10 protein-coding genes are annotated in these 12755 nt (G+C 67.6%); 6 read left to right on the forward strand and 4 right to left on the reverse strand.

The annotated features are described in order from the left end of the window. Positions 1–34 precede the first annotated feature (34 nt). Both I8N54_RS12850 and I8N54_RS12855 read right to left on the reverse strand, forming a co-directional pair. Complete coding sequence (locus tag I8N54_RS12850; protein WP_140197241.1) at positions 35–2344, reverse strand: PIG-L family deacetylase; 2310 nt, start codon at positions 2342–2344, stop codon at positions 35–37. An 18-nt stretch (positions 2345–2362) separates the two neighbouring features. Further along, positions 2363–3535, reverse strand: a complete 1173-nt coding sequence (locus tag I8N54_RS12855) for an ROK family transcriptional regulator (protein ID WP_140197242.1) — start codon at positions 3533–3535, stop codon at positions 2363–2365. Positions 3536–3638: 103 nt separating this feature from the next. On the opposite strand from I8N54_RS12855, the gene I8N54_RS12860 reads away from it, so the two are divergent. From I8N54_RS12860 to I8N54_RS12885, 6 genes are all read left to right on the forward strand, one after another. After that, the gene (locus tag I8N54_RS12860; protein ID WP_231592751.1) at positions 3639–4916 is read left to right on the forward strand and encodes an extracellular solute-binding protein; all 1278 of its coding nucleotides are present in this window, start codon (positions 3639–3641) and stop codon (positions 4914–4916) included. A 114-nt stretch (positions 4917–5030) separates the two neighbouring features. Beyond that, positions 5031–5972 carry a carbohydrate ABC transporter permease gene (locus I8N54_RS12865; RefSeq protein ID WP_231592752.1) on the forward strand — a complete coding sequence of 314 codons (942 nt, stop codon included), beginning with the start codon at positions 5031–5033 and terminating at the stop codon, positions 5970–5972. Next, positions 5972–6859 carry a carbohydrate ABC transporter permease gene (locus I8N54_RS12870; protein ID WP_140197243.1) on the forward strand — a complete coding sequence of 296 codons (888 nt, stop codon included), beginning with the start codon at positions 5972–5974 and terminating at the stop codon, positions 6857–6859. Before I8N54_RS12865 ends, I8N54_RS12870 begins: the two co-directional genes overlap by 1 nt. Then, positions 6856–8346: an argininosuccinate lyase gene (locus I8N54_RS12875; protein ID WP_140197244.1), complete on the forward strand. Its 1491-nt coding sequence runs from the start codon at positions 6856–6858 to the stop codon at positions 8344–8346. The genes I8N54_RS12870 and I8N54_RS12875 overlap by 4 nt, the downstream gene beginning before the upstream one ends. After that, positions 8346–9395 (forward strand): ABC transporter ATP-binding protein, encoded by a 1050-nt coding sequence (locus I8N54_RS12880; RefSeq protein WP_140197245.1) that lies wholly within the window; start codon positions 8346–8348, stop codon positions 9393–9395. The genes I8N54_RS12875 and I8N54_RS12880 overlap by 1 nt, the downstream gene beginning before the upstream one ends. Continuing rightward, a complete protein-coding gene (locus I8N54_RS12885; RefSeq protein ID WP_140197246.1) occupies positions 9392–10297 on the forward strand; it encodes a carbohydrate kinase family protein in 906 nt (301 codons plus the stop codon). The genes I8N54_RS12880 and I8N54_RS12885 overlap by 4 nt, the downstream gene beginning before the upstream one ends. A gap of 19 nt (positions 10298–10316) precedes the next feature. Here I8N54_RS12885 and I8N54_RS12890 read toward each other — a convergent pair whose 3' ends face one another. Both I8N54_RS12890 and I8N54_RS12895 read right to left on the reverse strand, forming a co-directional pair. Continuing rightward, a complete protein-coding gene (locus I8N54_RS12890; protein WP_140197247.1) occupies positions 10317–11606 on the reverse strand; it encodes a PQQ-dependent sugar dehydrogenase in 1290 nt (429 codons plus the stop codon). 63 nt (positions 11607–11669) lie between these two features. Next, a complete protein-coding gene (locus I8N54_RS12895) occupies positions 11670–12713 on the reverse strand; it encodes an ornithine cyclodeaminase (RefSeq protein WP_140197248.1) in 1044 nt (347 codons plus the stop codon). Between the last annotated feature and the right edge of the window lie 42 nt (positions 12714–12755).

The following is a 12755-nucleotide window of genomic DNA, read 5'->3' on the forward strand; positions in this document are numbered from 1 at the left end:
CGCCGCGTCGCCTCGTTCTGGCGGGCGCGCGGGATCAGCCCGCGTCAACGAGGTTCGCCATCAGTCGGAACGCGCCGGGCACGAGCCGTTCCATCTGGTGATGCAGGATCAGCGCGCAATGCGTGTGCCGGCCCTCGCCGATACTGGCCGACAGCAGCGATCCTTCGTGCGGCGCCTCGCCCGGATCGGCCATCGACAGGAGCGGTCGGTAGGCCTCGTCCCAGCTCTTGGCGAAATAGAGGCCCCGTTCCTTGTGCCAGCCGGTCCAGTCTTCCGGCACGATCCGGTTCGGCCCGGTCAGCAGCGGATGATCGGGGGCGAGCACCGTCACCTCGGCCTGCTCATCGGTGACCCGCCACCGCAGTGACGGTTGCCCGACCTCCAGACGCGCGGGCGGCGTGCTGTCCGGGTCCCACAGGTCCCACGGCCGGTGGTAGAGCGTGACGAGGTTGCCACCCTCACGCACCCACTCATGCAGTATCGGGGCAAGATTGATCAGGCCGGGCCGGAAGCGGAAGGCGAAGACCCCGATCAGGATCGTGTCGTATCCTGCGAAGGGTGTGGTGCCGGCGAGGTCGGCATCGCTCAGCTGCGTGACGTCGGCGCCGATCGCGGCAAGCCAATCCCCGGCGCGGTCGTTACCTGCGCCGATATAGCCGATCCGCCCTCTCGGGGCGGCAATCGCGGCCGTCCGCACGTCGAGCTCCGCCGGCGTGGCGAGGAACCGGCTCGCCACGTGCGGATGTTCGATCCGGCGTACCGTGCTGGCAGGCGCGCCGTCCAGCAATAGCGGAAACGTTTGCAGGGCTTCGGACAGGTCGTCGGGCGCCGTGATCGTCACGTCCCGCCCCTGCCAGTCCTGCCTCCAGCAGTCCGGCAGATCAAACGCGGGTGTGCCCCCGCCGGTGTCGGTGATCGACAGAGACAGGCTCCGCCCCGGCAGCGTGGTGTTCAGGATCGCCCGCTGCCGCGACAGAGTCGCGCGGGGCGCGGGCAGGATCAGCGGCGGGTTGTCGAACGCGACGGCAGAGGTCGCCTCTGCCCCGTGCGCCGCAACATGCACCAACAGCGCCGGGGCCGCGGGCCGGAGCGGGTCGTAATCCATCGGCACAGGGCTTTGCGCGGCATCGGACGCGACGATCAGCGCGTCTTCCGTCGCCGTCACACCGTCGGGCAGCGACAGGTCGGTCCGGGTCTCGCCGTGATCGGGGTCACGCGCCTCGACATGCAGCGGCACCGTGTCGCCGGGGGCGAGGAAGGTGCGCTCGGTCCGCGCGCTCGCGTCGGGCAGCGCGCAGAGCCGCATCACGCGGGCCAGCTGGTCGATCTTGCGGGCGAGGCGATGGTCTTCGCCCGGAACGGTCGCCTGTCGGATAACGGACAGCGCCTCCGCCGCCGCCGACAGGATCGCTGCCCGGTCGGGAAAGGCTGCGATGGCGCGGTCGATGGCCGCGTCGGCAGGGGCGAGCGCGGAGTCGATGTCGGACAGGCGTCGCGGCAGGTTGTCGGACGGATGTCCGCTATCGGACCCGACGCGGGTCTCGAGCAGGTGCAGCGGAAACGTTTGCGACGTCCCCGACGGCACCCAGCGCCCCATGCCCTGCGTGCGGTGGAAGGCGCGCGACTGCTGTCCGATCCGGAGGTAGCCGAAGCCCAGCACGGGATCACTGCCGCTGGCGTCGACCTCGACCGTGGCGAGGGGCGGCGGTTCCTCGTCGTCGTAGGCGCCGCCGGCGCCGGACCATGCGGGCAGATAGAGCTTGCTGACCTCCCACGGCGGCAGGTCGTTACCGCCGAATGCCGGGTCGGCGGCCAGCGCCATGACCTCCTGCGCCGCCAGGGTCATGGCGCGGTGGTGGCCGTGTTGACCGGGAATGTTCAGAAAGGTCGGGCAGAGAATGTCGGGCCGCTCGGTGCGCACGATCTCGACGAAGCGGGCGAGCGTGCGGTCACGACCCCATCGGTCGATCGTCTCCTCCCCGGACTTGGAAAAGCCGAAGTCGTGGATCGGATCGGCAGGCCCCTCGCCGAACCAGTAGAGCCGCATGTCGAGCACGTCCGCCGCGCGCTCCATCTCGGCGGTGCGCAGGGTGCCGATCTCGGCCCCGGCCTCCGTGCCGATGTCGTTCTGGCCGCCCTCGCCGCGGGTCGAGCAGGCGTAGGCGAGCGCCATGCCGTCGCGCAGGCCGAGCGTGGCGAGCATCGCCGACGTCTCGTCATCGGGATGCGCGCCGGTCTGCATGAAGCTGGTCACCGAGCGCAGCGGCTGCAGCGCCTGCCAGAGGCGGGCAGCGAGCGGTCGCGCGGCTTCTGTCTCGATACGGGACTGGTCGGGCGTTGGCATGGGCGTCTCCGGTGAGGGTCAGGCCGGGAGGGTGAGGCTCGGCGTCAGGGCCTGGTCGATGACCAGAGCGGCGGCGCCGAGGGTGGCGCTCATCCGGCCGGTCGCGCCGGCCATCAGGCGGGGTCGCTGGCGGTCCGCGCGGTTGGCGACGGAAGCGTCGGACAGCTGTATGCTATCGGTCAGGTGTTGCAGCAGCGCGGGTGGCAGCGCGCCACCGAAGATCACTGTCTCCGGGTCCAACAGGTTTTCGAGCACGTGAACGGCATGGCCGAGCGCTGGCGTCGCGACGTCGAGCCATGCCTCCAGCGCGGGGTGCCGGGCAGTGAAGAGGCGATCGAGATCATCGACCGTCTCGGCCGCCTGTCCGCTTCCGCGCAACCGCGCGGCAAGGGCCATCCGGCTGGCGACGGCCTCGAGCGGGCGGACGCCGCCTTCGGCCGGGACCGGCATGTGTCCGATTTCTCCGGCGTTGCCGAAGGCACCGCGCAACAGGCCGCCGTTCGACACGAAGCCGAGGCCGATGCCGGTGCCGAAATAGACGTAGGCGTAGGTCGACAGGCCCGTAGCGACGCCGACGAGCCGCTCGGCCATCGCCGCGGCGTTGGCGTCGTTCTCGACCGTGACCGCGAGGCCGAGCGCGTCGGAGAGCAGCGCGCCCGGGTCGTCGTGTTCCCAGTCGGGAAGTTCGGTCGAGAGGCCGGAAAGACCGGTTTCGCCGAAGGGACCGGGAAGCACGACGCCGGCGCCGAGGATGCGGCTTGCGGGCACGCGTGTGCGGGCAACGGCCTGCGCATAGAGCGCGCGCACTTCCGGGACGACGTGGTCGGGATCGGCGGAGGACAGGGCGGCGCGGCCGGTGTGGACCACCCTGCCCTGCAGGTCGATCAGCGCGCAGAGGACGGCATCGGGGCGGATCTCCACGCCGAAGGCAAGGCCGGCACCTGCTTCGATCGCGTAGATGACGGACGGCAGCCCGCGCCCGCCGGTCCGCTTGCCGGCCTCGCGCAGCCAGCCGTCGGCGACGAGATCGGCGATGATGTTGCTGACCGCCTGGATCGACAGGCCCGATGCGCGTGCAATCTCGGCCCGGCCGGACGGGCCGGAGCGTTGGATATGGCTCAGCACAAGGCTGCGATTATAGGCACGGCTGCGCTCTGCATTCGATCCGGGGGGCGAAATCGTAAGGCTCATGGGATCGGATTAATTCAACTCGCTTGATAACTCAAATGGTTTGACTTAACCGTAGGACATCTCGGCACTGAATCGGGAACCTCAACGACAGGGAGCTTGCGAGATGAATTCCAAAACGATGAATTCCAGACTACGGACGACCATTGCCGCGACCATGACTTCGGGCGTCGCCCTTCTGTCCGCAGCGCCGGCCATGGCGCAGGTCGAAATCGAATATTGGCAGTATTTCTTCGACGCGCGGGTCACCGCGATGGAGCAGCTCATCGAGAATTTCGAGGAGGCCAATCCTGACATCACCGTCAAGATGACGACCTTCCCCTATGACAATTACCGCACGCAGGTCGCCGCCGCGATCCCGGCGGGTGAAGGGCCGGACGTCGTGCAGCTGTTCTACGGCTGGCTGAACGACTACGTCGAAGCCGAGCTGATTCAGCCCCTGCCGACCGACACGTTCCCCGCGGAGACCATCGAGTCCGAGTACTTCCCGATGGTGCAGGCGATGGAGATCGACGGCGAATACTGGGCGCTGCCGACCGCCGTGCGCTCGCTCGCCCTGTTCTACAACAAGCGCCTGTTCGAGGACGCCGGCATCGAAGGCCCGCCCGAGACGCTGGACGAGCTGGTCGACTACGCGATCCAGCTGACCGAGCGCGACGGCGCGGGCAACCTCACCCAGGCCGGCCTGACCACGGGCATGACCGCGCAGGACCACCATTGGTGGCGCGAAGTCCTGGTGCGCCAGTTCGGCGGCACGCCCTACAACGAGGACTATACCGAGGTCACCTACGACGACGAGGCCGGCATCGAGGCGCTGGAATATTACCTCGCCTTCCAGACCGAGCACGGAGCGTCCGAGAGCAGCTTCATGGACGAGCCGCAGGCCGCCTTCCGGGCCGGCCGTGCGGGGATGCACATCGACGGCTCCTTCCGGATCGGCGCGCTGAACGACACGCGCGGGCTGGACTGGGGCGTGGCGGAACTGCCGGCGGGGCCGGACGGCACGCAGTCGAACTATTCCTCCTACTGGGTGAACGCGATCACGAGCTCCGCCGAGGGTGAGGAGTACGAAGCATCCGTGAAGTTCATGGAGTACGTCACCTCCCCCGAGGCCATGCAGATCTGGCTGGAGGTGGTTGGGGAGCTTCCCGCCAAGCAGGCGGTCGGCATGACCGACGAAAACGCCAATGACGAGGTCTACGGCCCCTTCATTCGCGGGCTCGAATATGCGCACACGACGATCTTCGCAGACGAGAGCGCGCAGCGGCAGTTGATGGTCGAGATGGTCGAGCGGGTGTTCCTCGAGGATATGGACCCGGCCGAAAGCCTCGGCATCGCCGCCGAGGCGGAGCAGGCCATCCTCGACGATTACTACAGCGAGTGATCGCGACCGGGGCGCGGGCGGGGTCTTCCCTGCCCCGTCCGCGCCCCACCTGATTTCCGCGGGCCGTGATCCCGACACCCTAGCCACACCTGACACGCCGGAGAGCGAGCGGACTTGGCCGACATACCTGACAGTACCGGACCCGGATCAAGTGGCCTGAAGGGCCGCTGGCACCGCCTGAGCATCCGCCAGAAACAGGTGGTGTGGGCGTGGGGTTTCCTCGCGATCCCGATCGTCTTCTACGTGGTGGTGCGCTTCTACCCGACCGCCGACGCCTTCATCCTGTCGTTCCAGGAATGGAACATGCTGAGCGACCGGGAATGGGTCGGCTTCGACAATTACGTCCGGCTCTGGAACGATCCGGTGTTCTGGAAAGTGTTCGTCAACACGTTCGAATACCTCATTATCGGCACGCCGATCAGCCTCGTGCTCGCCTTCATCGTGGCCTACCACCTCGACAAGGTGCGCTTCATGCACGGCACGATCCGGGCGCTATACTTCCTGCCGTTCATGACCTCCGCCGTCGCGATGGCGTGGGTCTGGCGGTGGTTCTACCAGCCGGTGCCGACCGGGCTGTTCAACAACTTCCTCGCACAGTTCGGCATACCGCAGTTCCCGTTCCTGCAATCGACGACGACCGCCCTGCCCTCGATCCTCGCGCCGGCGGTGTGGGCCGGGCTGGGCTTCCAGATCATCATCTTCATGGCCGGTCTGCGGGCGATCCCGGTCACCTATTACGAGGCCGCGCGGGTCGACGGGCTCTCGAACTGGGCGCAACTCTGGCAGATCACCATCCCGCTGTTGAAGCCGACGATCGTGTTCCTCGTTGTGTTCAGCTCCATCGGATTCCTGCGGATCTTCGACCAGGTCTTCAACATGACCTCGACCAATCCGGGCGGGCCGCTCAATTCCACCAAGCCGCTGGTGCTGATGATCTACGAGACCGCGTTCGGGGGCCGCAGCCGCATGGGACAGGCCGCCGCGCAGACGGTGGTCCTGTTCACCATCCTGCTGATCGTGAGCCTGCTGCAGCTCCGCATTCTGAGAGACCGCTGATGAGTGTCGCCGACGACATCGAAGTGCGCGCCTCCTCCGAAACGCTGCTGAAGGCGGAGCGGGGGCCGCGCCGGCCGCGCAACATGGGGCAGATCATCCGCTGGATCGTGCTGTTCCTCGGCGGGATCCTGATGGTGATGCCGCTGGTCTACATGCTGTCGACCTCGCTCAAGTTCCCGTTCGAGGTCTACAACCTGAACCTGATCCCCGAGGAGCCGACGCTCGAGAACTATGCCTACGTGCTGGAGGACGGGCGCTTCTATCGCTGGCTGCTGAACTCGACCGTGATCGCGACGATCACCACGATCTCGACGCTGATCTTCGACAGTCTCGTCGGTTATGTCCTGTGCAAGTTCCGCTTTCGGGGCCGTTACATCGTCTTCATCGCGATCCTCTCCACGCTGATGATCCCGACGGAGATGCTGGTGATCCCGTGGTACCTGATGAGCCAGGCGCTCGGCTGGCTCGACACTTACTGGGGCATCATGTTCCCGGGGCTGATGACGGCCTTCGGCACGTTCCTGATGAAGCAGTTCTTCGAGACGGTGCCCGACGATTTCATCGAGGCGGCACGGATCGACGGTCTGAACGAGTTGCAGATCTGGTGGTCGGTCGCGATGCCTCTGGTGCGGCCTGCGCTGGCCGCGCTCGCCATCTTCGTCTTCCTCGGCAACTGGACGGCCTTCATCTGGCCGCTGATCGCGACGAACGATTTCGACAAGTTCACGCTGCCGGTCGGGCTCGCGACATTCGGCGACGAGGCGGACGTGCAATGGGAGCTCATCATGACCGGCGCGGCCATCGCGACGCTGCCGACGCTGATCTTCTTCCTAATCTTCCAGCGCTTCATCATCCGGGGCGTGGTCATGGCGGGGCTCAAGGGATGACGGACCGAAGCACCTTTCCCGATCCCGTCTACCGCGACACGGTCCTTGCCCCGCTGTTCGAAGGGGTGAAGACCCATTACGCCGGCCACATGGGCGAGATCGACCGCGCCCACCTCGTGATGCTCGTCGAGACCGGCATCCTGTCGGCGGAGGTCGGCGCGAAGATCGCGGGCGCCCTGTCGGAGATCGAGGCGGAGACGGACCCCGACGCGCTGACCTACACTGGCGAGTTCGAGGATTACTTCTTCTACGTCGAGAGCCGGCTGAAGGCGAAGCTCGGCGCGGACACCGGCGGCGCGCTGCATACCGCGCGGTCGCGCAACGACATCGACCACACGCTCTTCAAGATGGCGCTCAGGACCCGCGCGGACGGGATGGAGACGCTGCTGCTCGACCTTGCGGACGCGCTGATCGGCAAGGCGCGGGCGGAGGCGGCGACGCCGATCGTCGCGTACACTCACGGTCAACCGGCGCAGGCCTCGACCTTCGGTCACTACCTGTCGGCGGTGATCGAGGTGCTGCTCGGCGACATCACCCGGCTGGCGCAGGCGCGCGCGTCGATCAACCTCTGCCCGATGGGCGCGGCGGCGATCACCACCTCGGGCTTCCCGATCGACCGGGGGCGCGTGTCGCACCTGCTGGGCTTCGCGGAGCCGAAGCGGAACGCCTACGGCTGCATCGCCTCGGTCGACTACATCACCGGTTATTACTCGGCGCTGAAGCTGCCCTTCCTGCACCTCGGCCGGGTGATCCAGGACATGGCCTTCTGGTCGGCGTTCGAGGTCGGGCAGCTCTACGTGCCAAACGCGCTCGTGCAGGTCAGCTCGATCATGCCGCAGAAACGCAACCCGGTGCCGGTGGAGCACATGCGCCACTTGGCCAGCGTCACGGTCGGGCGGTGCGAGACGATGCTGACCACGATGCACAACACGCCCTTTACCGACATGAACGACAGCGAGGGCGAGGTGCAGTCCGCCGGCTACGGCGCGTTCGAGACCGGCGCGCGGGTCGCGGCGCTGATGGCGGCGTTCCTGCCGGCCTGCTCGATCCGGGCGGACCGTGTCGCGGCGAACGCCGACGCCGCCTGCGTCACGATCACCGAGCTTGCCGACACGCTTGTGCGGGCCGAGGGGCTGTCCTTCCGGCAGGCGCATCACGTCGCTTCCGTCACAGCCAAGGCGGTGATCGCGAAGGGCGAGCCGCTCGGCGCGGGCTACGACGCCTTCTCCGCCGCGTTCGAGGCCGAAGCGGGTCGCGCGACCACGCTGGACGCAGCCGCCTTCGCCGACGCGGTCTCCGTCGAGACCTTCATCGCCCGCCGCGACCGCTTCGGCGGGCCGGCGGAGGGCGCGCTGTCCGAGGCGCTCGACGCCTACACAGCAGACGCCGCCGATCTGCGCCTCACGCTCGAGGGTGACAAGGCGCGGCGCGACAAGGCCGGGGCGGAGCTCGCCGCGGCATTCCTGAATTTGACGGAGCCCCGCTGATGGCCACCCTTGCCCTGCGCGACCTCGTGAAGACCTTCGACAAGACGGAGGTTCTCCACTCGATCAGCCTAGACGTTGAGGACGGCGAGTTCGTCGTCTTCGTCGGCCCTTCCGGCTGCGGGAAATCGACCACCCTGCGGATGATCGCGGGGCTGGAGGAAGTGACCTCCGGCACCGTGTCGATCGGCGGCAAGGTCGTGAACAACCTGGAGCCGAAGGACCGGGACATCGCCATGGTGTTCCAGAACTACGCGATCTACCCGCACCTTTCGGTGCGCCGCAATATCGCGTTCGGGCTGCGGACCTCGAAGATGTCGAAGGCCGACAAGGAGAAGCGGATCGAGGAGGTTGCAGGCATTCTCGGCATGACCGAATACCTCGACCGGCGGCCGAACCAGCTGTCGGGCGGTCAGCGGCAGCGTGTCGCGATCGGCCGGGCGATGGTGCGCGACCCGGCAGTATTCCTGTTCGACGAACCGTTGTCCAACCTCGACGCGCAGCTTCGGACGCAGATGCGCCTCGAGATCAAGAAGCTGCACAAGCAGGTCGGCAACACGATCGTCTTCGTCACCCACGATCAGGTTGAGGCGATGACGATGGCCGACCGGATCGTCATCATGAAGGACGGCCATATCCAGCAGATCGGCACGCCCGCCGAGGTCTATCACCATCCCGCCAACAGCTTCGTCGCGCAGTTCATCGGCGCGCCGGCGATGAACATGCTGCCGGTCGAGCTTGGCCCCCAGGGGGCGACCCTGCCGGGGGGCGGCGTGATCCGCCTTCCCGTCGACAGGACCGGCCCCGCGATGCTGGGGGTGCGGCCCGACGACCTGACGCCGGACCCGGAGATCGTGCTGATCGAGGGCGAAGTGACGGTGCAGGAGCCGCTCGGCTCGGAGACGCTGATCTACGTGACTACGCCGGCGGGCGAAGTCGTGGCGCGGGCGGACGGACGGACGCCACCTGCGCTCGGCTCGCAGGTGCGGCTCGGCGCGTCGCCGGACACGCTCCACCTGTTCGATGCAGAGACCGGCCAGGCCCTGAGATGAGCGCCGCCCCCGCCCCTTCCGGCGGCGCGGTTCTCTGTGTCGGCCGGCTCTATTGCGACCTCGTCTTCACCGGCGTGCCACGGCTGCCGAGCCTCGGGACGGAGGTGTTCGCCGAAGGGCTGTCGCTTCATGCGGGCGGCGGGCCGACGATCACGGCCGCCTGCCTCGCCGCACTCGGCCGTCCCGTGGGGCTGGCCGCGACGCTTCCCGTGGCGCCCTTCGATACACCGATGCGGGCGGAGCTCGACCGGCTCGGCGTGTCAGACGCGCTCTGCGATGTCGCGCCGGAGGGGAGCGATCCCCAGCTGACGGCGGTCATGGTGTCGGGCGGGGAACGTGCGTTCCTAACGCGCGCTCCGGGTGCCGCCCTGCCCCGCCTCTCGGCTGGCGACCTCGACGGGTTCGCACATGTCCACATCGGCGAGCTGAAGTCGCTGATGGAGAACCCGTGGCTGGTCCCGCTGGCGCGGGGGGCCGGGTTGACCATCTCGCTCGACTGCGGGTGGGAGGACGTGCTGCCGGACGGCGCGGCGGACCTGATCGCGTCGGTCGATTTGTTCCTGCCCAACCGGGCGGAGTCTTTCCGGCTGGCGGAGGCCGGGCTGGGCGACAGCCCGGCAATGCTGACGGTCGTGAAGGCCGGTGCAGACGGGGCCTTCGCTCACCAGTTCGACAACGTGCTGCATGTGCCGGCGGAGCCGGTCGCGGTCGTGGACACGACGGGTGCTGGCGACGCCTTCAACGGCGGCTTCCTGCATCGCTGGCTGGAGAAGGCGCCGCTGGAAGAGTGCCTCGCGCTCGGCAACATCTGCGGGGCGCGGGCGGTCTCTGCCGTGGGCGGGACCGCAGGTCTTGCCGGACTGGGCGACAGACTTGCCGGAAAGCGGGCGACGACGGGCTGACCGTCGCCGCCCCGTTTCATCAGGCGCCGGTCACGCGCCAGACCACGTCGCCGACGTCGTCGGCCATCAGCAGCGACTTGCCGTCCGGGCCGACCTTCACGCCGACGGGACGACCGTAGGATGTCTTCTCATCCTCGGAGAGGAAGCCCGACAGGATGTCGCGCGGCGGGCCCGAAGGCTTGCCGTTCTGGAACGGGACGAAGATCAGCTTGTAGCCCGAGAGCGTCGAGCGGTTCCACGAACCGTGCTGGCCGATCGCCATGCCGTCGGGGAAGCCCGGCAGCGTGCCCGCCGGCACCCAGCAGAGGCCGAGCGAGGCGGTGTGACCGCCGAGCGCGTAGTCCGGCTTGATCGCGCTGTCGACCTTCGCCTTGTCCTGCGGGACGCGGTCATCGACGATCTTGCCCCAGTAGCAGTAGGGCCAGCCGTAGAAGCCGCCGTCCTCGACCGAGGTGAGGTAGTCCGGCGGTGTCTCGTCGCCGAGACCGTCGCGTTCGTTGACCACGGTCCAGAGCTTGTCGGTCGTCGGCTCGAACGCCGTGCCGACCGGGTTGCGCAGGCCGCCGGCAAAGACGCGCGCCTTGTCGGTGGCGATGTCGTATTCCCAGATGCAGGCCCGGCCCTCTTCGGCCTCCATCCCGTTGTCGCCGATGTTGGAGTCAGACCCGACGCCGGCATAGAGCTTGGTGCGGTCGGGCGAGACGATCAGGCTGCGCGTCCAGTGGCCGCCCGGCTTGAAGTCGACGAGCTTGCGGCCCGGCCCCTTGAGGGAGGTCGCGCCCTCCTCGTAGTCGAAAGCGACGATGCCGTCGGTGTTGCCGACGTAGAAGGTGCCGTCGACGAGGGCCATGCCGAAGGGCTGGCGCTGGTTCTCGAGGAACACGTGCCGTTCTTCCGCGACGCCGTCGCCGTCGGCATCCCGCCAGAGCGTGATGCGGTTGGCGCTTTTGCCGAGCGCGCGGGCGCGGCGCATCGTGGCCTGCATCGCGCGTTCGAACATGCTGTTCGGCGGGCCGGCTTCCTGCAGCGCCTCGGCGATCAGGACGTCGCCGTTCGGCAGCACTTCGATCCAGCGGGGGTGCTGAAGCTCGCTGGCGAAGGCGTTGACCTTCAGGCCGGACGCAGTCTTCGGCACCTGCCCGTCCGACCAGCCTTTCGCGGTCGGCATCTTCAGGGTCATGATGCCCTGCTTTTTGGCGTCGGGGATCGAGGGGTCGCCCCCCATCGCCTGTGTCCCCGGCGCACCCATGCGCCGCAGGAGCACCATCGTTCCGCCCACCATCGAGGTGGCTCGCGCCATGAAGTCCATGGTTTCCTCCGGTATAAAGATCTTGATGTGTCTATCGCAAAGCTGCGGGTGATAGAACCGCATTCACCCCGGCGCGGCCCTCAGCAGCATTCCGAACAGGTCGCGCGGTTCGTCGGGGTCGGCGAGCAGGTCGAGCTGCTCGCAATAGGGATGGGACTTCAACGCGGCGTGGATGTAGCGCAGGGCGGAGAAATCCTCCGTCGCGAAGCCGACGCTGTCGAACACGGTGATCTGCCGCTCGTCGCGGCGGCCCGTGGCGGTGCCGGTGATCACCTGCCAAAGCTCGGTGACCGGGTGGTCATCGTCGAGTTGCTGGATCTCGCCCTCGATCCGGGTCTGCGGCGGGTATTCCACGAAGATGTCCGACCGCAGGAGGATGTCGCGGTGCAGCTCGGTCTTGCCCGGGCAGTCGCCACCGACGGCGTTCACGTGCAGCCCCGCGCCGACCATGTTGTCAGTGAGGATCGTCGCATATTGCTTGTCCGCCGTCGCGGTGGTGACGATGTCCGCGCCCTCAACCGCCTCTTCGGGCGCCGCGCAGCACGTGATGTCGAAGCCGAAGGCGGCAAGGTTGGCGGCGCAGCGCTCTGTCGCGGCGGAGTCGATGTCGAACAGGCGCAGCCGGTCCACGCCGAGCAGCGCCTTGAAGGCGAGCGCCTGGAACTCCGACTGGGCGCCGTTGCCGATGATCGCCATCGTCTTCGCCCCCGGCCGGGCGAGGTATCTGGCCGCGACGGCGGATGTCGCCGCGGTGCGCAGCGCGGTGAGGATCGTCATCTCGGTCAGCAGCAGGGGATAGCCCGTCTCGACCTCGGCGAGCAGGCCGAAGGCAGTGACCGTCTGCCGGCCGCTCTTCGTGTTGCCGGGATGGCCGTTGACGTACTTGAACCCGTAGAGCGTGCCGTCGCTGGTCGGCATCAGCTCGATCACCCCGATCTTGCTGTGGGAGGCGACGCGGGGCGTCTTGTCGAAGCTCTCCCACCGGGTGAAGTCATGCTCCACGTGCTCGGCCAGTTCGCGCAGGAAACGCTCGATCCCGATCGCGTGGACGAGCTTCATCATGTTTTCGACGCTGACGAAGGGAACGAGGTTTAGGTCCTTGAGCATCTGCACCCTGCCTGAAACGGAAGACGGGGCGATGCTAGCATC

The organism is Pelagovum pacificum (genome assembly GCF_016134045.1).
GTDB lineage: Bacteria > Pseudomonadota > Alphaproteobacteria > Rhodobacterales > Rhodobacteraceae > Oceanicola > Oceanicola pacificus_A.

Bases quoted from the DNA above. Each gene is read 5' to 3' on its own strand.
- I8N54_RS12860 (WP_231592751.1), top strand. From the start codon at position 3,639: ATGAATTCCAAAACGATGAATTCCAGACTACGGACGACCATTGCCGCG.
- I8N54_RS12885 (WP_140197246.1), top strand. From the start codon at position 9,392: ATGAGCGCCGCCCCCGCCCCTTCCGGCGGCGCGGTTCTCTGTGTCGGC.
- I8N54_RS12855 (WP_140197242.1), bottom strand. From the start codon at position 3,535: ATGAGCCTTACGATTTCGCCCCCCGGATCGAATGCAGAGCGCAGCCGT.
- I8N54_RS12875 (WP_140197244.1), top strand. From the start codon at position 6,856: ATGACGGACCGAAGCACCTTTCCCGATCCCGTCTACCGCGACACGGTC.
- I8N54_RS12880 (WP_140197245.1), top strand. From the start codon at position 8,346: ATGGCCACCCTTGCCCTGCGCGACCTCGTGAAGACCTTCGACAAGACG.
- I8N54_RS12895 (WP_140197248.1), bottom strand. From the start codon at position 12,713: ATGCTCAAGGACCTAAACCTCGTTCCCTTCGTCAGCGTCGAAAACATG.
- I8N54_RS12870 (WP_140197243.1), top strand. From the start codon at position 5,972: ATGAGTGTCGCCGACGACATCGAAGTGCGCGCCTCCTCCGAAACGCTG.
- I8N54_RS12890 (WP_140197247.1), bottom strand. From the start codon at position 11,606: ATGGACTTCATGGCGCGAGCCACCTCGATGGTGGGCGGAACGATGGTG.
- I8N54_RS12850 (WP_140197241.1), bottom strand. From the start codon at position 2,344: ATGCCAACGCCCGACCAGTCCCGTATCGAGACAGAAGCCGCGCGACCG.